Origin of the sequence: Porphyrobacter sp. GA68 (assembly GCF_022605525.1) — a bacterium.
Lineage (GTDB): Bacteria > Pseudomonadota > Alphaproteobacteria > Sphingomonadales > Sphingomonadaceae > Qipengyuania_B.
Map to the genome: position 1 here is coordinate 486437 of NZ_JAKQYJ010000001.1, position 20775 is coordinate 507211.

Annotated in this window: 19 protein-coding genes; 9 read left to right on the forward strand and 10 right to left on the reverse strand. The window is 66.5% G+C overall.

The genetic code is table 11. From position 1 onward, the window contains the following. The first annotated feature begins 54 nt into the window (after positions 1-54). Complete coding sequence (locus tag LHJ54_RS02395) at positions 55-480, forward strand: hypothetical protein (RefSeq protein ID WP_228242348.1); 426 nt, start codon at positions 55-57, stop codon at positions 478-480. Positions 481-569: 89 nt separating this feature from the next. On the opposite strand, the gene LHJ54_RS02400 is transcribed toward LHJ54_RS02395, so the two are convergent. Together LHJ54_RS02400 and nth are read right to left on the reverse strand one after the other, a co-directional pair. Next, entirely contained in the window at positions 570-1115 is a 546-nt protein-coding gene (locus tag LHJ54_RS02400; protein ID WP_228242349.1) for an OmpA family protein, read from the reverse strand. A 135-nt stretch (positions 1116-1250) separates the two neighbouring features. Further along, positions 1251-1988 (reverse strand): endonuclease III, encoded by a 738-nt coding sequence (gene nth, locus LHJ54_RS02405; RefSeq protein ID WP_228242350.1) that lies wholly within the window; start codon positions 1986-1988, stop codon positions 1251-1253. 2 nt (positions 1989-1990) lie between these two features. Between nth and gloA the strand changes: the two genes are divergently transcribed. Next, on the forward strand, positions 1991-2479 hold the full coding sequence (gene gloA / locus LHJ54_RS02410) for a lactoylglutathione lyase (RefSeq protein ID WP_373457046.1): 489 nt from the start codon (positions 1991-1993) through the stop codon (positions 2477-2479). A gap of 54 nt (positions 2480-2533) precedes the next feature. Next, entirely contained in the window at positions 2534-3235 is a 702-nt protein-coding gene (locus LHJ54_RS02415) for a VIT family protein (protein ID WP_228242351.1), read from the forward strand. A gap of 40 nt (positions 3236-3275) precedes the next feature. On the opposite strand, the gene guaA is transcribed toward LHJ54_RS02415, so the two are convergent. Continuing rightward, complete coding sequence (guaA, locus tag LHJ54_RS02420) at positions 3276-4838, reverse strand: glutamine-hydrolyzing GMP synthase (RefSeq protein WP_228242352.1); 1563 nt, start codon at positions 4836-4838, stop codon at positions 3276-3278. Between the two features lie 124 nt (positions 4839-4962). Here guaA and gyrB point away from each other — a divergent pair, with 124 nt between their 5' ends. The 3 genes from gyrB to LHJ54_RS02435 all read left to right on the forward strand — a co-directional run bounded on the left by gyrB (position 4963) and on the right by LHJ54_RS02435 (position 9431). Continuing rightward, the gene (gyrB, locus tag LHJ54_RS02425; protein WP_228242353.1) at positions 4963-7482 is read left to right on the forward strand and encodes a DNA topoisomerase (ATP-hydrolyzing) subunit B; all 2520 of its coding nucleotides are present in this window, start codon (positions 4963-4965) and stop codon (positions 7480-7482) included. Positions 7483-7572: 90 nt separating this feature from the next. Further along, positions 7573-8655 carry an AI-2E family transporter gene (locus LHJ54_RS02430; RefSeq protein ID WP_228242354.1) on the forward strand — a complete coding sequence of 361 codons (1083 nt, stop codon included), beginning with the start codon at positions 7573-7575 and terminating at the stop codon, positions 8653-8655. Further along, on the forward strand, positions 8652-9431 hold the full coding sequence (locus LHJ54_RS02435; protein ID WP_228242355.1) for a 3-hydroxybutyrate dehydrogenase: 780 nt from the start codon (positions 8652-8654) through the stop codon (positions 9429-9431). Before LHJ54_RS02430 ends, LHJ54_RS02435 begins: the two co-directional genes overlap by 4 nt. A gap of 4 nt (positions 9432-9435) precedes the next feature. Here LHJ54_RS02435 and LHJ54_RS02440 read toward each other — a convergent pair whose 3' ends face one another. Genes LHJ54_RS02440 through LHJ54_RS02455 form a run of 4 tightly spaced genes read right to left on the reverse strand, consistent with a single transcriptional unit; the run spans position 9436 to position 13127 of the window. Beyond that, positions 9436-9948, reverse strand: a complete 513-nt coding sequence (locus LHJ54_RS02440) for an HXXEE domain-containing protein (RefSeq protein WP_228242356.1) — start codon at positions 9946-9948, stop codon at positions 9436-9438. A 44-nt stretch (positions 9949-9992) separates the two neighbouring features. Then, positions 9993-11600 (reverse strand): carboxyl transferase domain-containing protein, encoded by a 1608-nt coding sequence (locus tag LHJ54_RS02445; RefSeq protein WP_228242357.1) that lies wholly within the window; start codon positions 11598-11600, stop codon positions 9993-9995. A 31-nt stretch (positions 11601-11631) separates the two neighbouring features. Beyond that, positions 11632-11961 carry a hypothetical protein gene (locus tag LHJ54_RS02450; RefSeq protein WP_228242358.1) on the reverse strand — a complete coding sequence of 110 codons (330 nt, stop codon included), beginning with the start codon at positions 11959-11961 and terminating at the stop codon, positions 11632-11634. Further along, complete coding sequence (locus LHJ54_RS02455) at positions 11961-13127, reverse strand: acyl-CoA dehydrogenase family protein (protein ID WP_228242359.1); 1167 nt, start codon at positions 13125-13127, stop codon at positions 11961-11963. Before LHJ54_RS02455 ends, LHJ54_RS02450 begins: the two co-directional genes overlap by 1 nt. A 122-nt stretch (positions 13128-13249) precedes the next feature. Here LHJ54_RS02455 and LHJ54_RS02460 point away from each other — a divergent pair, with 122 nt between their 5' ends. After that, positions 13250-13693, forward strand: coding sequence for a hypothetical protein (locus LHJ54_RS02460; protein ID WP_228242360.1), 444 nt, complete (start codon positions 13250-13252; stop codon positions 13691-13693). Here the strand turns inward: LHJ54_RS02460 and LHJ54_RS02465 are convergent. The 3 genes from LHJ54_RS02465 to lgt all read right to left on the reverse strand — a co-directional run bounded on the left by LHJ54_RS02465 (position 13690) and on the right by lgt (position 16182). Further along, entirely contained in the window at positions 13690-14106 is a 417-nt protein-coding gene (locus tag LHJ54_RS02465) for a DUF2147 domain-containing protein (protein ID WP_228242361.1), read from the reverse strand. The genes LHJ54_RS02460 and LHJ54_RS02465 overlap by 4 nt on opposite strands. 112 nt (positions 14107-14218) lie before the next feature. Continuing rightward, positions 14219-15274, reverse strand: coding sequence for a class I SAM-dependent methyltransferase (locus LHJ54_RS02470; RefSeq protein ID WP_228242362.1), 1056 nt, complete (start codon positions 15272-15274; stop codon positions 14219-14221). Beyond that, positions 15271-16182, reverse strand: coding sequence for a prolipoprotein diacylglyceryl transferase (lgt, locus tag LHJ54_RS02475; protein WP_228242363.1), 912 nt, complete (start codon positions 16180-16182; stop codon positions 15271-15273). The genes LHJ54_RS02470 and lgt overlap by 4 nt, the downstream gene beginning before the upstream one ends. Positions 16183-16308: 126 nt before the next feature. On the opposite strand from lgt, the gene LHJ54_RS02480 reads away from it, so the two are divergent. After that, entirely contained in the window at positions 16309-18012 is a 1704-nt protein-coding gene (locus tag LHJ54_RS02480; RefSeq protein ID WP_228242364.1) for a class I adenylate-forming enzyme family protein, read from the forward strand. Further along, positions 18009-20768: a [protein-PII] uridylyltransferase gene (locus LHJ54_RS02485; RefSeq protein WP_228242365.1), complete on the forward strand. Its 2760-nt coding sequence runs from the start codon at positions 18009-18011 to the stop codon at positions 20766-20768. Before LHJ54_RS02480 ends, LHJ54_RS02485 begins: the two co-directional genes overlap by 4 nt. Positions 20769-20775 lie beyond the last annotated feature (7 nt).

Genomic DNA, 20775 nt, shown 5'->3' on the forward strand with positions numbered 1-20775 from the left:
CCTTGGTTAAGCCGCAATCAGGCTTATATCGGACTCCCGAGAAAGGAGTCTGTCATGACGCGTATCATCAAGTCCGTTGTTGCCGGCATGGCGGGAATGGCGATGGCGCTCCCGCTCGTCGCCCAGCCAACCGTGCCTGCTGAAACGACTCCGGGACAGGCGAAACTCGCGAGGCTTCTGGAAGGGCGGGTTGCGGGCGAACCGGAACGATGCATCCGCACCTTTCCCAGCCGCAGCCTGCAGGTGATCGACGGCACGGCCATCGTGTCCGATCAGGGTGGCACCGTGTGGGTCAATTACACCCAGAACCCCGACAGCCTGAACGACCGGGATGCGTTGCTGATCCGCAAATTCGGCACGGCGAGCCAGCTGTGCCGGCTGGATACCGTTACCACCTTCGACCGCTTTACCGGCTTTTACACCGGCAATGTTTTTCTGACCGATTTTGTGCCCTATCGCCGGGCAGATGCTGCGCGCTGACCGCACGGCGAAGTAGGGCAACAGGTGGCCGGGCCACAAACCGGACCCGGCCATCGGGTTGTAAGCTAAGGCCGAAAATCGAGCCCGGATCAGCCTGGCTGATCCCCGAACTCGATCCGCACCCGGCGGTTTTGCGCCTCGCGCACATTGTCGCCCGTGTCCACGCGTGGGTTCGACTGTCCGCGTGCATCGATCTCGATCTCGGCTGCGGGAACGCCGCGGCCGACCAGATAGTCGCGCACAGCAGCGGCCCGTTGCTCGGACAGCTGCTGGTTATACGGCCGCGCGCCCATCGTATCGGTGAAGCCGGCCAGCGTCAGCCCGGCGCCGGGCGTCTGCCGATAGGCTTCGGCAATCCGGTCAAGCTGTGTGCGCGCATCAGCCGTCAACTGCGCCTGATCGAACGCGAAGAACACGCGGGTCGTTTCCTGACCCGTGGCGCCTGCGGTCGTGCCGGCCATGCCCGGCTGCCCGGCAGCCGTGGTGCCCGGCGTCGGCCCTGTGTCGAGATTCGCCCCGTCCTGATAGGCGCCGTCCATCGTGGCTGTTTCGGTGGTGGCCTGCTGGCTGTCGTTGCCGCAAGCCGCCAGCAGAGCGGCGGCGCCCGCCATGGTGATGATGTTCAACCTTTGCATGATTACTCCAGTTCGCCGTAAGGCGTGTCTCCTTGCAGAACCAGAATGGCTCCGCTTCGTCAGAGAGCTTCTGAGAACAAGCTAGTCCCTGTTTTTGCTCACTTAATGCCACCAACGCACCAGTCCACGTTTCGTTCATCCGTTGTTTATCCCGGCCTGCCCGGCGGCCGCAGCACCACCGGTCTGCAGCCACAGGCACAGGTCGCGGACCGGGCATATCGAACATCGGGGGCGACGCGCCACGCAGATGGTCTTGCCGTGCTGGATCAGCCAGAAATGTCCGTCCCGCTTGGCCCAGACTGGAATGTGCTGATCCAGTTGCTGCGCGGTTGCGTCAGCCGTGCGGGCATCGGCCAGTCCAATGCGGTTCGCCACCCGGTGCACGTGGGTGTCGACGGCGATGACATCGTGGCCAAAGGTGAACGACAGCACGATGTCGGCGCATTTGCGCCCGATGCCGGGCAGCGCCATCAACCCCTCCCTTGTGTCCGGCACAGTGCCACCATGGCGTTCGAGCAACGCGGCGCAGAACGCGCGGATATTGCGCGCCTTCATGTTGTAAAGGCCGCACGGACGGATCGCTTGCACCATCCGTTCCTCGTCCAGCGCCAGCATGGCGCGCGGCGTCCGGGCCAGCGCGAACAGGTTGCGGGTGGCCGCGGCAGTGTTGCGGTCAAGCGACTGGGCGCTGAGCATGCAGGCGATGCATGACCGGAATGCGTCCGGCTGCCCCTTCGGACCCTTCGCACCGGGCGAACGGCCCGGGTGCGCCGCGGCGAGGCGGCGCAGCACCTCTTCGACATCGACCTCATCCAGCATGCGGGCGGAACGCGCGGGGCGCACGCCGGGTTGCACCCGGTAAAGGAGACGCATCAGTGACCGGCAATCCCCACGGCTACACCTTCAACCACACCATGTTGAGGATCAAGGATCCCGAACCAAGCCTCGCCTTCTACCGTGACCTGCTGGGCATGACCCTGCTGCGCCAGCTCGATTTTCCCGAGGCGGAGTTTTCCTTGTACTTCCTCGCCTTCGTGGAGGAGGGCGAGGCCATACCGACCGACGACGCCGGGGTGCGCGAATACCTGTTCTCGCGCTCGGGCGTGCTGGAACTGACGCACAACTGGGGAACCGAAAAGGAGAGCGGGCCGACCTATCACAACGGCAATGCGGAACCGCGCGGCTTCGGTCACATCGCCCTGGCGGTGCCGGATGTCCATGCCGCCTGCGAACGTTTCAACGAGGCCGGAGTGGAGTTCGTGAAGCGTCCCGACGAAGGGCGGATGAAAGGGCTGGCTTTCATTGCCGATCCTGATGGATACTGGGTCGAGGTGCTGAGCGCGCGGCGCATGGCGGAACAATGACGGGTTGACCGCTCCGCCCTCGCCGCGCCGCGGTTGAACGGGAGGATCGATCGGATGGGCCGTTTTCTACACCGCGAAACCCACACCGTGCATCGTGTGGGATGGCTGCGCGCCGCCGTGCTCGGCGCGAACGACGGGCTGGTTTCCACCGCCAGCCTGATCGTCGGGGTGGCGGCGGCCGGGTCAGGGCGCGGCGAGATTCTGGTGGCCGGCCTTGCCGGGCTGGTCGCCGGAGCGATGTCGATGGCCGCCGGGGAGTATGTCTCGGTCAGCTCACAGGCCGACGCGGAGAAAGCCGACCTCGCGCGCGAGACGGCGGAACTGGCGACCACGCCCGATGCCGAACTGGAGGAGCTGACCGGCATCTACATGCAGCGCGGCCTTGACCGCACGCTGGCCGAGCAGGTGGCGCGGCAGTTGACGGCGAACGACGCTCTGGCCGCTCATGCCCGGGACGAACTGGGGATCACGGACATGGCCAGCGCGCGGCCGGTTCAGGCGGCTCTGGTCTCGGCCGCGACCTTTGCCACCGGGGCGGCGGTGCCGCTGCTGATCGCCGCCCTCACGCCGGTGGCGGCCATCCTGCCGGTGATTGCGTTCAGCACGCTGATCGGTCTGGCAGTGCTGGGTGGGCTGGGCGCACAGGCGGGCGGCGCGCCCCTGCTTGCGGGAACGGTGCGGGTGACGTTCTGGGGCGCACTGGCGATGGCGGCAACCGCAGCGGTGGGCGCGCTGTTCGGCGCGAATGTCGGCTAGGGCGGTGCAGAAAGGGCGCTCGACGCTATTTCGCGCCCGCTTATTCCCACTCGATCGTCCCCGGCGGCTTGCTGGTGTAGTCGTACACCACCCGGTTGATGCCGCGCACCTCGTTGACGATGCGGGTTGCGACATTCGCCAGGAATTCGCCAGGGAAGTGGTACACGTCGGCGGTCATGCCGTCGGTGCTGGTTACGGCGCGCAGGCCGCACACGCTGTCATAGGTCCGCCCGTCGCCCATGACGCCCACGGTCTTGACCGGCAGCAGCACGGCAAAGGCTTGCCAGATGGCGTCATACAGCCCGTGGCGGCGAATTTCCTCGAGATAGATGGCGTCGGCCCGGCGCAGGATGTCGCAGCGTTCCTTCGTCACTTCACCGGGGATGCGGATGGCGAGGCCGGGTCCGGGAAACGGGTGGCGGCTGACGAAGGCGTCCGGCAGCCCCAGCTCGCGGCCCAGATCGCGCACTTCGTCCTTGAACAGCTCGCGCAAGGGTTCGACCAGTTGCATGTTCATGCGTTCGGGCAGGCCGCCGACATTGTGGTGGCTCTTGATGGTAACCGATGGCCCGCCGGTGTGGCTGACGCTCTCTATCACGTCGGGATACAGTGTTCCCTGGGCCAGGAAATCCGCGCCGCCGATCTTCTTCGCCTCCGCCTCGAATACCTCGATGAAGGTCTTGCCGATGAACTTGCGCTTGGCTTCCGGGTCGGTCACGCCGGCAAGGCCGGACAGGAACTGCTCCTCTGCGTCCACATGGACCAGCGGGATGTTGTAGTGGCCCCGGAACAGCGAGACGACCTGCTCCGCCTCGCCGCTGCGCAGCAGGCCGTGGTCGACGAACACGCAGGTCAGCTGGTCGCCGATTGCCTCGTGAATCAGAACGGCGGCAACCGCGCTGTCGACGCCGCCCGACAGGCCGCAGATGACGCGGCCCGAACCCACCTGTGCGCGGATCTCGGCGATCTTGGTTTCGCGGAACTCGGCCATGGTCCAGTCGCCGGCCAGGCCGCAGACGTGGCGGGCAAAGTTGGCGATCAGGCGGCCGCCATCGGGCGTATGGACGACCTCAGGGTGGAACTGGACGCCGAAGAACCGGCGCTCGGGGTCAAAGGCAACGGCCTGCGGCGCGCCCTCGCTTGACGCGACCGCCCGGAAACCGGGGGCGAGCCGCGTCACCTTGTCGCCGTGGCTCATCCAGACCTGATGTCGTTCACCCGGCTGCCACAACCCGTCGAACAGCGGGCAATCCTGGTCGATGTCGAGGAACGCGCGGCCGAACTCGCCCATGTCGCCATGCTGCACTTCGCCGCCCAGCTGCTGCGCCATGACTTGCTGTCCATAGCAGATGCCGAGGATCGGCACGCCTGCCTCGTAGAACTCTGCCGGGGCCTGCGGCGCGTCGTCATCCGTGACGGACCGCGGCCCGCCGCCCATGATGATCCCCTTGGGCTTCATCCGGGCGAACGCTTCGGCCGCCTTGGTGTAGGGCGCGATTTCGGAATAAACGCCGGCCTCGCGCACGCGGCGGGCGATAAGCTGCGTCACCTGGCTGCCGAAATCGACGATGAGGATGGAATCGGGGGTGTGTTCGGGAGTCATGCCTTGGGTCCTCTACGCGGGTGGCAAGTGATGTCCAGCGGCCCCGGACGCCCCGTGCCGCAGCTGTGGACGAGCGGGGCGCGCAACGCTTTCTAATACCGGTCGGACTCCCTATATGCTGGGCATGGACGAGAACAGCGAAGCGCAGCCCGGCGTTGCGAAGAAGAATGGCTATGGCGCGGACAGCATCAAGGTTCTGAAAGGCCTCGACGCGGTGCGCAAGCGGCCCGGAATGTACATCGGCGACACCGACGATGGCAGCGGCCTGCACCACATGGTGTTCGAAGTCAGCGACAATGCCATCGACGAGGCGCTGGCCGGGCATTGCGACCTGGTGCTGATCGAGCTGAACCCCGATGGCAGCGTTTCGGTGGAAGACAACGGGCGCGGCATACCGGTCGACATGCATAAGGGCGAGGGGGTTTCGGCCGCCGAAGTCATCATGACCCAGCTGCACGCCGGCGGAAAGTTTGAAAACACCAGCGACGACAACGCCTACAAGGTGTCCGGTGGCCTTCACGGGGTCGGCGTGTCGGTGGTCAACGCCCTGTCCGAGTGGCTGGAACTGACGATCTGGCGTGACGGCAAGGAACACTGGATGCGGTTCGAGCATGGCAATGCCGTCGCGCCGCTCAAGGTGGTGGGCGACGCCCCGCCAGTCGCGTCCAACGGCGATGAGGACGGGCTGAAGAAAGGCACCCGCGTCACCTTCAAGGCGTCGGAAGAAACCTTCAAGAACGTCACCGACTTCGATTTCGACAAGCTCGAACACCGGTATCGCGAGCTGGCCTTCCTCAATTCCGGAGTCCGCATCCTGCTGCGCGACCGGCGGCACGAGGACGTGCTGGAACATGACCTGTTCTACGAAGGGGGTATCGGGGCGTTCGTCAAATATCTCGACCGCAACAAGAGCCCGCTGGTCCCGGAACCCATTTCCGTGTCCGCCGAGAAGGACGGGATCGGGATCGACGTCGCGCTGGAATGGAACGACAGCTATTACGAGAACGTCCTCGCCTTCACCAATAACATTCCCCAGCGCGACGGCGGCACCCACCTTGCCGCGTTTCGCGCCGCGCTGACCCGTACGCTCAACAACTACGCCACCTCGTCCGGCCTGATGAAGAAGGAAAAGGTGTCGCTGTCGGGCGAGGACATGCGCGAGGGATTGACGGCGATCGTGTCGGTCAAGCTGCCCGACCCCAAGTTCGGCAGCCAGACCAAGGACAAGCTCGTGTCGTCCGAAGTGCGCCAGCCGCTCGAAAGCCTGATGGGCGACAAGATGGCCGAATGGCTGGAGGAGAACCCTGCCCACGCCAAGGCGATCATCCAGAAGGTCATCGACGCCGCCGCCGCCCGCGAGGCCGCCCGCCGCGCGCGCGAGATGAGCCGCAAGGGCGCGATGAGCATCGCGTCGCTCCCCGGCAAGCTGGCCGATTGCCAGGAACGCGATCCCGCGAAATCCGAACTGTTCCTGGTCGAAGGAGACTCTGCGGGCGGTTCGGCCAAGCAGGGCCGCGACCGCAAGACGCAGGCCATCCTGCCCCTGAAGGGCAAGATCCTGAACGTAGAGCGCGCCCGGTTCGACCGGATCATCTCCTCCAAGGAGGTCGGCACGCTGATCCAGGCGATGGGCACCGGCCTGCGCGACGAGTTCACCCTCGACAAGCTGCGCTATCACAAGATCATCATCATGACTGACGCGGACGTGGATGGCGCGCACATCCGCACGCTGCTGCTCACCTTCTTCCACCGGCAGATGCCCGAGATCGTGGAAGCCGGGCATCTGTTCATTGCCCAGCCGCCGCTGTTCAAGGTCAGCAAGGGGCGGTCGGAAGTCTATCTGAAGGATCAGGGGGCACTCGACCGGTATCTGGTGGATGCAGGTCTGGACGGGCGCCAGCTCGAAGGTGCCGGCGGGCAGCGCGGCGGGGGCGAACTGCGCGACATGGTGGACCAGGCGCTGCGCCTCCGCAACATGATCGGTTTCGCTCCGCGCAAATACGACCCGGCGGTGATCGAAGCGATGGCCCTGGAAGGAGCGCTCGACCCTGACGCGGCAGACAGGAGCGCCGCACTGACGCGCGCCGCGGCGCGGTTGCAGATGGGCGACCCGGACGGCGTCTGGACCGCGCAGGAGACCGACACCGGTATCCGCATCGACCGCCTGTGGCGCGGAGTGACGGACGTTCACTTCATCGAAGGCAAGTTCCTCGACAGCGCGGAGGCGCGCAAGCTGCACAAGCTGGCCGAAGGGCAGGCAGACCTCTACCCCGCGCCGGCGCAGCTGGTGAAGGGCGGAGCGGCCGAAGCGCCGGAAGAAGCGGCAGCAACCGAGGACGGCGACACGCCAGCGCCAGCCGTCATGGCCGACGCGATCACGCGCCCGACCCAGTTGCTCGATGCGGTGATGGCCGCGGGGCGCAAGGGCCTCGCCATCGCACGCTACAAGGGGCTGGGCGAAATGAACGCGGAACAATTGTGGGAAACCACCCTCGACCCCGACAACCGCGCGCTGCTGCAGGTCAAGGTGGAGGACGCCGATGTGACGGACGAGATCTTCACGCGGTTGATGGGTGACGTGGTGGAACCCCGGCGCGAGTTCATTCAGGACAACGCGCTAAACGTGGCCAATCTCGATATCTAGCGCGGTTGGAACCGCCGGGTAATCGTGCCGTTCTTGACGGCCGGTAATGCCCGGCGCAGCGGCGGCTGGAATCTGCGCGAAGGAGGGGTGATGCTGCAAGGGCACGACCGGGGTGCAACCGAGCAGGGCGGGTTTCTCGTCCTGACGGCGCTTGTCACCATCGCCCTTATCCTGATCGTCTGGCCGTTTTCCTCCGCCCTGCTGTTCGCGGCGCTGGCGGCCGTGATGTTCCAGCCGCTGTACAACCGGATCAAGCTGCGGCGGCCAGGCAGCCCCAATCAGGCGGCGCTGGCCACGCTGCTCATCATCACCATCGCGGTCATCATTCCTGCCGTGATAATCACCTCGGTTGTGATCGAGCAGGCCACGCAGATCATTTTCGCCTTTCAGGACGGCACCATCGACCCGGTGGCGTGGATCATCCAGGTGCGCGGCGCGCTGCCGCTCAGCTGGCAGGAGTATCTGGGGCGTTCCGGCTTTAGCGACATCGCCGAACTGCAGGTTCGCGCGCAGGAGTTCCTCGCCCAGAGCGCCGGCGTGATCGCGACCTATGCCCTGTCGATCGGCGGCACCGCGCTCGGCTTCATCCTGTCATTCGGCGTCGGCCTGTATGTCCTTTATTTCCTGCTGCGCGACGGGCGGCAGATCGGGCGTGCGGTGATCGCCGGCCTGCCGGTCGAACGCGAGATCGCCGAACGCTTGGCCGAACGGTTCCTGTCGATCGTACGCGCGACGATCAAGGGGTCGGTCGTTGTCGGCATCGTGCAGGGGATGCTGGGCGGGCTGACCTTCTGGATCGTCGGGTTGCCATCGGCGGCACTGTTCGGCGTGCTGATGGCGCTGTTTTCGCTGGTTCCTGCGCTGGGCTCAGCCATCGTGTGGATCCCGGCGGCAATCTGGCTGCTGGCAAGCGGGGCGATCTGGGAAGGGCTGGTGGTCATCGGATCGGGTGTCGGGATCATCGGCATGGCAGACAATATCCTGCGCCCCATTCTGGTCGGCCGCGACACCGGGATACCCGACTGGATCATCCTGGTCACGACACTGGGCGGCATTGCCGTAATGGGCCTGTCGGGGATCGTGATAGGGCCGCTCATCGCCGGGCTGTTTCTGGCCTGCTGGTCTATCCTGCAGGAGCAACGCGAAAACTCCGTGGAAGAGGATGCTGCATGAAACTTGAAGGTCAGGTCGCGCTGGTCACCGGTGCTGGATCGGGCATCGGCCGCGCCATCGCCCTTGCCTTTGCACACGAAGGCGCGCTGCTGGGCGTCGCCGATGTGGACACTGCCGGGGCGCAGGAAACGGTCAGGCAGATCGAGAGCGCCGGGGGGCAGGCGTTGGCGCTGGACATGGATGTCACGGACGAGGGCAAGGTGACGGACGCGACCGACCGGCTGGCGGAACGGTTCGGCCGGCTGGACGTGCTGGTGGCGAATGCCGGGATCCAGATCGTCCACCCGGTCGAGGATTTTCCGGCCGACGAGTTCCGCCGCGTAGTGGATATCCATCTGACCGGCGCATTCCTGTGCACCAAGGCGGCGGTGCGGCACATGTATGCCGCAGGGCGCGGCTCGCTCATCTACATGGGGTCGGTCCACAGCCACGAGGCAAGCCCGCTCAAGTCCGCTTATGTGGCGGCGAAACATGGCGTTCTGGGCCTCGCCCGCGTGATGGCGAAGGAAGGGGCCGACCACGGCGTGCGGGCCAATGTCATCTGTCCCGGCTTCGTCAAGACGCCGCTCGTTGAAAAACAGATCCCCGAACAGGCCCGCGATCTGGGCATCTCCGAGGAAGAGGTGGTGCGCAACGTCATGCTGGGCCGCACTGTCGACGGCGAGTTCACCACGCTGGACGATGTGGCGCAGACCGCCGTGTTCCTCGCCGGATTTGGCAGCAACGCCTTGACCGGGCAGTCGATCAACGTCAGCCACGGATGGTCCATGAAATAGCGGCTCAGGCAAGCTCCGCCAGCAGCTCGCCCAGCGCCCAGAAACCCGTCAGGACTGCGGGTAGCAGCGCGACGCCGACCACCACAGCCATCAGCCAGCGGCGCGGTGCCAGCCACGCCTCGCGCCGGGCGCGCGACAGGGTCGCCAGCCCGAGTGGCAGCGTAAGCGCGAGGGCGCTGACAAGCCCCGGCACATAACCGCCGACAGCGACTGCCAGCGCCAGATGCGGCACGATGGCATTGGCGGCGGTCATCGCGGCAATCATGCACGCCAGAAAGGTCAGGCGCGGCGTCGGCTGCACGGCGAACCGCCACAGGATCACGAGCGGAAAGACAGCAAATGCAGCGATCCCGGCTCGCACCGCCGCCAGATCCTGCACCGGCAAGGGCAGGCCTGAGAAGTCGCGTAAGCGCTCCAGCGTCTCTGGCATCAGACCCAGCGCCCACCATTCCTCAATGTTGTGGAGGAGGATCGCGATACCCAGCAAGATTACCGCCCGCCGCACCCGTGACACCATCGGCGCCGCCCCTTTTCGACCGAGCGCCGGACCGGCCGCGCCGCTCACATCCGGAAGACGCCGAACCGGGGCGCATCCGGGATCGGCGCTTCCAGCGTCGCGGCGAAGGCGAGGCCAAGGACGTCGCGCGTCTGCACCGGGTCGATTACCCCGTCATCCCACAGGCGCGCGGTGGCGTAGTAGGGGTTGCCTTCGTCCTCGTATTTCTGCCGGATAGGCGCCTTGAACGCCTCTGCCTCCTCCGGGGTCCAGCGGTCGGCGTCGCGGTGGACGGTGGCGAGCACGCTGGCCGCCTGCTCCCCGCCCATCACGGAAATGCGCGCGTTGGGCCAGGTGAACAGGAAGCGCGGGGAATAGGCGCGGCCCGCCATGCCGTAATTGCCCGCCCCGAAGCTGCCACCGATGACAACGGTGATCTTGGGCACCTGCGCCGTCGCCACCGCCGTAACCAGCTTGGCGCCATGCTTGGCGATGCCCTCCGCCTCGTAGCGGCCGCCGACCATGAAGCCGGAGATGTTCTGCAGGAACAGCAGCGGAACCCGCCGCTGGCAGGCCAGCTCGATGAAATGCGCCCCCTTCATCGCGGACTCGCTGAACAGCACGCCATTGTTGGCGAGGATCGCCACCGGCATGCCCCAGATATGGGCGAAACCGCACACCAGCGTCGTGCCGTAATGCTGCTTGAACTCGTGGAACTCGGATCCGTCAACGATGCGCGCGATCACCTCGCGCACGTCATAGGGGGCGCGCACATCGTCAGGGATGAGGGCGTAGAGGTCGTCGGAGTCTAACCGTGGCGGCCGCGGGTCTTTCAGCGCGATGTCGCGGGCCGCGCCCGTGTTCGCGCCCAGATGGCTCACGATGTCGCGCACGATGGTCAGCGCGTGTTCGTCGTTCTCGGCCAGATGGTCGACCACGCCCGATTTCCTGGCGTGCAGGTCGCCGCCACCCAGATCCTCGGCGGTGATCTCCTCTCCGGTGGCGGCCTTTACCAGCGGCGGTCCGGCAAGGAAGATGGTGCCCTGTTCGCGCACGATCACCGTCTCGTCCGACATGGCGGGGACATAGGCGCCGCCCGCGGTGCACGATCCCATCACGCAGGCGATCTGCGGAATGCCGAGCGAGGACATCTGCGCCTGGTTGAAGAAGATGCGCCCGAAATGGTCGCGGTCGGGAAACACCTCGGCCTGATACGGCAGGTTCGCACCCCCGCTGTCGACAAGATAAATGCACGGCAGGCGGTTTTCCTGCGCGATCTCCTGCGCGCGCAGGTGCTTCTTGACCGTCAGGGGGTAGTAGGAGCCGCCCTTCACGGTGGGATCGTTGGCGGCGATCATCACCTGCCGGCCCGACACGCGGCCGATGCCCGCGATCATGGACGCGCCATTGACGTCGCCTTCGTACATCCCGTTCGCCGCCAGCTGCCCGATCTCCAGGAACGGCGAGCCCGGATCGAGCAGGCGTTCCACCCGGTCGCGCGGCAACAGCTTGCCCCGCGCGACATGCCGTTCGCGGTGCTTTTCAGGCCCGCCCAGCGCCGCCTGCGCAACGCGCGCGCGCAATTCTTCGGCCAAGGCCTTGTTATGTGCGAAGCGGGCCTTGGCATCGGCGCTGTCGCGATCGAGTTTGGAAGTAAGGACGGGAGCGGTCATGCGTTCCTACAGTCAGCACAGCGCTGCCGTGTCAATGCCGCCTTTCTTCGCGCTCCAGGATGTCGTCCACCTGTTCCTCGATACCGGGCGCGGCGCGTTCCATGCGGTTGATGATCGCAACATTTCGGCGGGACAGGAGAAAGCGGTAAACGCCGAACAGGTTGACCAGCAGCAGGATGCCATTCTGCACCGCCAGCGGCATCCCATCGGGCGCGGTGAGGCCGGCATACACCCACAGCACCGCCACGATCGAGAACAGCACGAAGCCCGCGCCCGTCACCTTGCGCCCCAGATCGGATGCCACCATCGCGGCGGCTATGATCGTGCCGATCGCCGCCGTCCATTCGAGCGGCCCGTCCATCAGCCGGCCGCCCCGATCAGTTCGCGGCCGATCAGCATCCGGCGGATCTCGTTGGTTCCCGCCCCGATGTCGAGCAGCTTGGCATCGCGCAGATACCGCTCGACCGGCCAGTCGGTCGTGTAGCCCGCCCCGCCCAGCGCCTGCACCGCCTCGCCCGCGACACGGAAGGCGTTTTCGCTCGCCAACAGGATGACGCCTGCCGCGTCGAAGCGGGTAGTCTGGTCAGCATCACACGCCCGCGCCACGGCGTAGGTATAGGCGCGGGCCGATTGCAGCGCGACATACATGTCGGCGACCTTGGCCTGCATCAGCTGGAACGCGCCGATGGGTTTGCCGAACTGTTTGCGCTCGCGAATATAGGGCAACACCGTGTCGAGGCACGCCTGCATGATGCCAAGCTGCAGTCCGGCGAGCACCACGCGCTCGTAATCGAGCCCGCTCATCAAAACGCCGACCCCGCCGTTTTCCGGCCCCATGACATTCTCGTCCGGCACGAAGCAGTCGTCGAACACCAGTTCGGATGTGGGCGACCCGCGCATCCCCAGCTTGCCGATCTTCTGGCCGATCGAGAAACCGTCCATCCCGCGCTCGATCAGAAAGGTGGTTATTCCGCGGCTGCCGCCTTGGGGATCGGTTCGGGCATACACGACCAGCACGTCGGCTTCCGCGCCGTTGGTGATCCAGAACTTGTGCCCGTTCAGCCGCCAGCCGCCATCCACCTTGTCGGCCTTCAGTTTCATCGACACCACATCCGAGCCCGCCGCAGCCTCGCTCATGGCGAGGGAGCCGACATGTTCCCCGCTGATCAGCCTGGGCAAATACTTCGCCTTCTGGTCCGCATTGGCCCAGCGGGCGATCTGGTTGACGCACAGATTGGAATGAGCGCCGTAGGACAGCCCGACGCTGGCCGAGGCGCGGCTGACCTCTTCCACGGCGAGGACATGGTGGAGATAGCCCAGGCCCAGCCCGCCGTCGGCTTCGGCCACGGTGATGCCGTGCAGGCCAAGATCGCCCATCTGGGGCCACAACTGGCGCGGAAAATTGTCTTCCCGGTCGACGGCCTCAGCCAGCGGCGCGATCTGTTCGTCGGCGAAGCGGCCGGTCGTCTCGCGGATCATGTCGGCTGTGTCGCCGAGCTGGAAATCGAACTGGGGGGATGCGCGCATTTTAGGAAAACCTCTCTAGCCCTGTGACACAAGCGGGCAGGCTGTTGCGGCCGCGTTAGCTGAGGGCGCAGTGCGGGGCAATCGGCTTGCCTGTGCTTGATGACCCGCTTACGCTCGGCGTCATGCGAACCGCGCAGCCCGCCTTTTATCTCGCTTTTGCCCTGACAGCCTGTTCGCCAACGGCGGAGCAGGAAACCGCAAGCCAGGCGGCGGAGCCGGAAGCTGGCCCAACCGCATCTCCGGCACCCGACGACTTCGCCAACACCGCCTGGCGCAGCACGGCGGAAAACGGCACGGTGTTCGTCACCTACCTCGACCAGGGCGGCACCTACCGCGACCTGCGCAATGGCGATCCGTATCAGACCGGCACCTGGGTATTTGGCGACGACGGCCAGCTGTGCCTGACGCCGGACCTGCCCGAAGCGCAGGGAGGTTGCTGGACACCGGGTCAGATGCGCAGCGGCGATCTCCTGACCCTCAGGTCAGAGGGCAAGCGCATCCAGGTCAGGCGGATCACCTACGAACCGCCGGCACCAGCGCAGGACACTGAAGCCGCCGAAGGCTAGCGCGCCTGCCGCCAGAGCTGTGTCCGGCAGATCGGCCCGATGCAGCCTTTTACCGCCAGGGTTCGGGCATCGCGCCGTTCAAGCACCGAACGATAGGTCCGCCCGCTCTTGGGATCGTAGATGCGCCCGCGCCAGACGTCGCCGTCGGGGCTGAAATCGGTCAGGACCGGCAGGCCAAGGATGCGCCGGGTTCGCAGCCTTGCGTCGGGGTTGTTGACGTCGCGCTGCCCCGCCCCTTCCGGGGGCGTGACAAGAAAGCGGCTGATGGTGCCGCACAGGCTGCGGCCGCACGGCGCCACCGTCACGACCGCGTCACCGTCCTGCGTTATCCAGCGTCCTTCGATCGGCTGCGCTGCCGCCAGCGGAGCGGCGACGAGAAATGCGGCGACCGCGGCCAAGGCAATCAGCTTCATCTGAACATTCTCCATTCTCCGGGCCGGATGATCGCGGCCCGGCTTAACCGCTGCGGGACAAGATGCCAGACTCGGCCGACGCTTCCAGTGCCGCTGGGCTTGCCTGCCACGGTTATGCAAAGCCGGCGGGCGGCGGCCAACCCGGAGCGACCAGCGCCATCACCTTGAACAGTTCACCCATTTCGTCAGGTGCGCAAAGTCGCCGATGCTCGCCCGCCACCTGCGCCCTGCGCTCCGGCTGCGCGGCGACCAGCGCGTTGGCCCGTGCGGTGATGCCCAGCCGTTCGAGGAAGGCGCCCTGGGTCGCGGTGAACACCCGCCCCGCACCTCCCTGTTCTGCCGCCTCGGCCAGCGCCGCGAAGTCGACGTGGGCGGTAAGGTCCGCTGCCCCCGGCGATGCCAGCGGATCGACCTTCCGGTGCGCCCGCACGGCCTGCAACGTCGATCCGGTCGCCGGCTCCAGATAACCATAGTCGATGAGCAGCGCCGCGCCGCCGTGTTCCCGCAGCCGCCGCCCGATTTCCTGCGCAACCGCCGCCGCGCCAGGACAGGTCTCGATAATGGTCCCGGGCTCCGCTTGCCGCCGTGCCTCCGGGACCGCGTCATCCATCGGCTGGTCGCCCGCGACGAACATGAAGCGGTCCGCGTCGTCCAGTGCCACCATGCGTTCGCGCCAGCTGCGCTGCGTCCGCACCAGCTGGCGCACCGGCAGCGCGTCGAGGAACTCGTTGGCGACCAGCACCATGGGCACATCCTCCGGCACATCCCCCAGGCTGTCATGGATCAGCGCCTGCGGCACCGCCTGCTGCTGCAGCGCGGCCAGCGCGGACGAGCCCTCGACGAAGTGCACCGGCGGGCACAGACCGTGCCGCGCCATAGCCCGCAACGCATCCGCGGCCAGCGTGCCTCGGCCCGGCCCCAGTTCGACATATGCCAGATCGGCGGGCCGCCCCGCCCGCTGCCACAGGTCGGCGCACCAGAGGCCGATCATCTCTCCAAACATCTGGCTGATTTCGGGGGCGGTGATGAAATCGCCCGCCTGACCCAGCGGATCGCGCGTGGAGTAATAATGCGCGTTGCCCTCGCCCATGTAGCGGGCGACGGTGATCGGTCCGCTCTGCCGGATCAGGCGGCGAAAGCTGTCGCCCAGATCATGTCCGCCGCTCAAGAGGCGGCCGGGGTGCCGCCCTCATCCGGCCGCATTACCCGCGCGCCGCTGCCCGCGGGCGGCTGGCGCAGCGCCCATACGACCAGCACCAGCCCCGCGATGATCAGCGGCGCGGACAGCCACTGCCCCATCGACAGGCCGGTCTGACGCGTGAATTCAGCCAGTTGCGAATCCGGCTCGCGGAAGAATTCGTTGATGAAGCGCGCACCCGCTATGCCCACGGTGAACACGCCCACCAGCAGGCCGGGCCGGAACCGCGCGCGCGTTCGCCAGAACAGGAACAGCATCACGGCCATCATCAGCGCGCCTTCCAGCCCGGCTTGATACAGCTGCGATGGGTGGCGTGGCACCTGCAAAGGATCGGTGGGGAAGATCATCGCCCAGGCCACATCCGTCTGCCGCCCGTACAGTTCGCCATTGATGAAATTGGCCAGCCGCCCGAACAGCATCCCGAATGGCACGTTCACCGCGATGTAATCGCACACCCGCAGGAACGACAGCCGGTTGCGCCAGCATACCCAGGCGATCGCCACCAGCACGCCGATGACACCGCCGTGGAAGCTCATCCCGCCCTCCCACAGCTTGAGCAGGTCCGCAGGCCTGCCCCAAAGGCTGGGGATGCCGGTTTCGCCACCGGTGTAGAACGTCGCATAGCCAAGCCGTCCGCCAAGGATGATGCCCAGCGTGCAGTAGAAGAACAGGTCATCCGCGTGCCGCTGCGCCATGGGGGCGCCGGCCGACCGGATCATCCTGATCAGATGCCAGTACCCCAGCAGGATCCCGGCAAGGTAGGCCAGCGAGTACCAGCGCAGCGTGAAGAAGCCGAGATCGATGCCGGGCTGAAGCCCCAGTTCGGACCAGTAGATCGGTGCCTGCGCCGACGCGCTAGCCAGTAGTGACAGCACCATGCCTTTTCCCTAAGCTGGCCGGCAAAGCCCCGCTGGCAACCGGCTTTCCTCGCCCCTTGGCATAGCCTGGCGCGTGAAGAAAGGGCGCATGCGAGGAGCTGCAATACATACAGGAGAGACACATCGATGCCGACCGAACTCGACCAGCAGCTGACCCATGTCATGGCCGGACTGACCGCGCCTGGCGGCATGTTCGAGACGGTCCCGTTTGAACGCTTCGGCGTGACCATGCCGGCGCTGAAGGGCGCGCCGCCCAGCCTGGCGCATTACCTCGGCCATTTCTGCCAGCTTCATGCCGACAAGCCGTTCATGGTGGACGGCGACGTTCGCCTGACCTTTGGCGAAGCCTATGCCGCGGCGCGGGCGCTGGCGGCCGGGCTGGTCGCCCGGCACGGTGTCCAAAAGGGCGACCGGGTCGGGATCGCCGCGCGCAATTCTGCGAACTGGGCGATCGCGTACATGGGCGTCCTGCTGGCGGGCGGCTGCGCCACGTTGCTGAACGGGTTCTGGTCGGGAGAGGAACTGGCGGAGGGCATCGACCTTGCCGAATGTTCGCTGGTCCTGGTCGACGAACCACGCGAGAAGCGGCTGCAGGGACAGCGCCACGGCGCGAAACTGGCGCGGATCGAACACGGCGTCGCGCCGCGCGACGGGCTCGCCGCGCTCTGGCCCGACGGCGACCCCGCCGCGACCGCGCTGCCTGAACTCGGTCCCGACGACCTTGCCACCATCCTCTACACCTCCGGGTCGACCGGCCAGTCGAAGGGCGCGTTTTCCAACCATCGCGGGGTGGTGCACGGAACGCTGAGCTATGTCGCGCAGACCGTGATGAGCCTGCATGTCCTCACCATCCGGGGCATGGCCCCGCCAGAGGGGCAGCAACCCTGCGCGCTGGTCGCCGTGCCGCTGTTCCATGTCACCGGCGAAGTGCCGCTGTTCCTGCAATCCTTCGCCATCGGGCGCAAGCTGGTGTTCATGCCGCGCTGGGACGCGCGCGAGGCGCTGCGCCTGATCGAGGCGGAGAATGTGACCTATTTCGTTGGCGTGCCCTTGATGAGCTACGAAATCGCCACCCATCCCGATCGCGACCAGTTCGACCTTTCAACCTGCAAGAGCTTCGCCGCCGGCGGCGCCCCGCGCCCTGTGGAACATGTCACCAAGATCAAGGACGCTTTTCCCGAAGGGTTCCCCCTGCTCGGTTACGGCCTGACGGAGACGAATGCGGTCGGCTGCGGCAATTTCAACGAAAACTATCTGGCCAAGCCGGGCAGCACCGGCAAGGCGAGCGAACCGCTGGTGGACCTCGCCATTCTGGACGACCAGGGGACCAAGCTGCCGCAGGGCGCCACGGGCGAGGTGTGCATCCGATCCGTCGCCAACTTCCTCGGCTACTGGAAGAACGAGGAGGCGACCACGGCCTGCTTCACCGCCGACGGATACTTCCGCACCGGCGATCTCGGCTATCTCGACGAGGACGGGTATTTGTTCATCGTCGACCGCAAGAAGGACATCATCATCCGCGGCGGCGAGAACATCGCCTGTCCGGAGGTGGAGCAGGCGATCTATGCCCATCCCGCGGTGGCGGAATGCTGCGTCTTCGGCGTTCCTGACGAACGGCTGGGCGAAACATGCGCGGCGGTGTACCACCTGCGTGAAGGTGCCTCCCTGTCGCCCGACGAGCTGAAGGCGTTCCTGGCGCAGCACATCGCTGCCTTCAAGGTTCCCGAATGGCTGTGGCAATCGCGCGAGGCATTGCCGCGCCTGGGCACCGAGAAGATCGACAAGGTTTCGCTCCGCCGCAGCTACACCGAGGAGGCCAAGGCCGCTTGAACCAAGGCGAGGTTCCACGCCAGCGCGCGATCATCGACCGGCGGCAGGTCGCCGGAGATATCGCCGCGCTGGCGCGGGACGGCGGTGCGGCAGCGCGGCCAGCGATCGTGGCCGTTCTGCGGGCTGCCCTCGACCGGGGCCGGGCGGAACTCGCCGACCGGCTCGAACACAGTCCCTCGGCCGGGCACGAGATTACCCGCGGCCATTCGTTCCTGATCGACCAGATGGTCCGCATCATTCACGATCATGTGACCGGCCACGATTATCCGCTCGCCAATCCCACGGATGCCGAACGGCTGAGCATCATGGCCGTGGGAGGGTATGGCCGGGCCGAGATGGCGCCCCGGTCGGATGTGGACATCGCCTTTGTCACGCCGGGCCGGCGTACCGCGTGGTGCGAACAGGTGATCGAGGCGATCCTTTACTACCTGTGGGATCTGGGGCTGACGGTGGGCCATGCCAGCCGCTCCGCCGACGAAACGATCCGCATGGCCGCCGATGACCTTACCATCCGCACCGCCCTGCTGGAAAGCCGCTTCGTATGGGGCGACCGGCCACTGCATGACGAGATCACCCGCCGTTTCCGCAGCGAGATCGTGCAGGAAAGCCATCAGGAATTCGTTGCGGCCAAGCTGGCCGAACGCAACGCCCGCCACGAACGGATGGGCGGCAGCCGCTATGTCGTCGAACCCAATGTGAAGGACGGCAAGGGCGGCCTGCGCGACCTCCACACGCTCTACTGGATCGGCAAATACCTCCACGGCGTGCGCCGCGCGGCCGAACTGGTCGACGCCGGGCTGTTCACACGCGCCGAATACCGCGCCTTTCGGCAGGCAGACAGTTTCCTGCTCGCCGTGCGATGCCACCTCCACGTGCTTGCCGGGCGGGCGGAGGACCGGCTGACCTTCGACATGCAGCGGGCGATTGCCGAGCGGATGCGGTTCAATCCGCGGCCGGGCAAAAGCGCGGTTGAACGGTTCATGCAGTTCTACTTCCTTCAGGCAAAGCGGGTCGGCAGCCTGACAGGCGTGTTCCTCGCGCATCTTGAGGAGGAGCTGAGTGCCAGACGGCGGCGCACGGGACTGCTGGCGGCGTTCACCGCCCGGGCGCGCAGCCTGAACGGTTATCGGGTCCACGGCGGCCGCATTGCCGCGCCGGCGGACGACTGGTTCCGCAAGGACCCGGTCCGCCTGGTCGAGCTGTTCCAGCTGGCCCAGGCCCACGACCTCGACATCCATCCCGAAACCCGGCGCCTGGCGGCACGGGACAGCGGGCTGATCCGCGAGGAGGTTCGGCGCGATGCCCGCGCCAACGCCCTGTTCCTCGACCTGCTGACCGGACGCAACGACCCGGAAAGCAGCCTGCGCTGGATGAACGAGGCGGGCGTTCTTGGCCGCTTCATCCCTGACTTCGGCCGGGTCGAGGCGCAGATGCAGTTCGACATGTATCATCATTACACGGTCGACGAACACACGATCCGCGCCATCGGCCTGCTCGCCCGGGTGGAGCGCGGGGAACTCGCCGCCGAACACCCGCGCGCCACCCGCATCATGGGCGAGGTGGAAAGCCGCCGGGTCGCCTATGTCGCCGCGCTGCTCCACGACATCGCCAAGGGGCGCGGCGGCGACCATTCGGAATTGGGCGCCGGTATCGCCCTGCGGCTCTGTCCCCGCTTCGGACTTTCGGTCAAGGAAACAGAGTTGACCGCATGGCTGGTGCGCCACCACCTCCTGATGAGCCGCACCGCCTTCAAGCGCGACGTCAGCGATCCCAAGACGGTGGAGGACTTCGCCGGCGCCGTCGGCGGTCTGGAACGGCTGCGCCACCTCGCAGTCCTCACCGCAGTCGATATCCGCGCGGTCGGGCCGGGCACCTGGAACAGCTGGAAGGGGCAATTGCTCGGCACGCTCTATGACGCGGCGGAAGAACGGTTGCGGCTTGGCCATGTCCGGCACGGGCGCGAAGAACGGGTCGCCGCCAAGCGCCGGAACGTGGCCGCTCTGCTCGGCGCCGATGCAGCGCTCGCCGATGCCGGCACCGACGGGTTCGGGGACGCATTCTGGATCGCGGAAAGCGAGCAGGTCATCGCCGCCAACCTGCGTGCGCTGGCTGCCGCCAAGGCGGACGGCCGCCAGGCCGCCGTCGCCTGCGCCCTTGACGCCGATCGTGGCGCAACCCTGGTGACTGTCATCGCGGTCGACCAGCCGGGCCTGTTCTTCCGCCTGGCGGGCGGCATCCACCTGGCGGGCGGTAATATCATCGATGCGCGCATCCACACCACGTCGGACGGCTGGGCGGTTGATAACTTCCTGGTGCAGAATCCCGCCGGCCTGCCCCTGGCCGAGGAGGCGCAGCTCGACCGGATCCGGAAGAACATCGTCGATGCCCTGAGCGGCGCTGCCGATCTTGCGCAGCGCCTCGACCGGCGACCGCTGGCCGACCAGCGCGCCGGCGCGTTCCGGGTGGCGCCGCGGGTCACGTTCGACAATGCCGCGTCGGGCCGGTTCACGGTGGTGGAGGTGGTTGCGCTGGATCGGCCCGCGCTGCTTTACCGGCTGGCCCGCGCGCTGTTCGACAGCGGCCTGGTGGTCCATTCGGCGCATATTACCGCTTATGGCGAGCGGGCGTCCGACACCTTCTACGTCACCAACCTGCGCGGCGAGAAAATCTTTCCCGGCGAACGGATGGACGCGGTGGAGCAACGGCTGCTGACGGCCTCGGGTGATGCAAAAGAACAACATCCGGCGGCGGCGTGACAGTTGT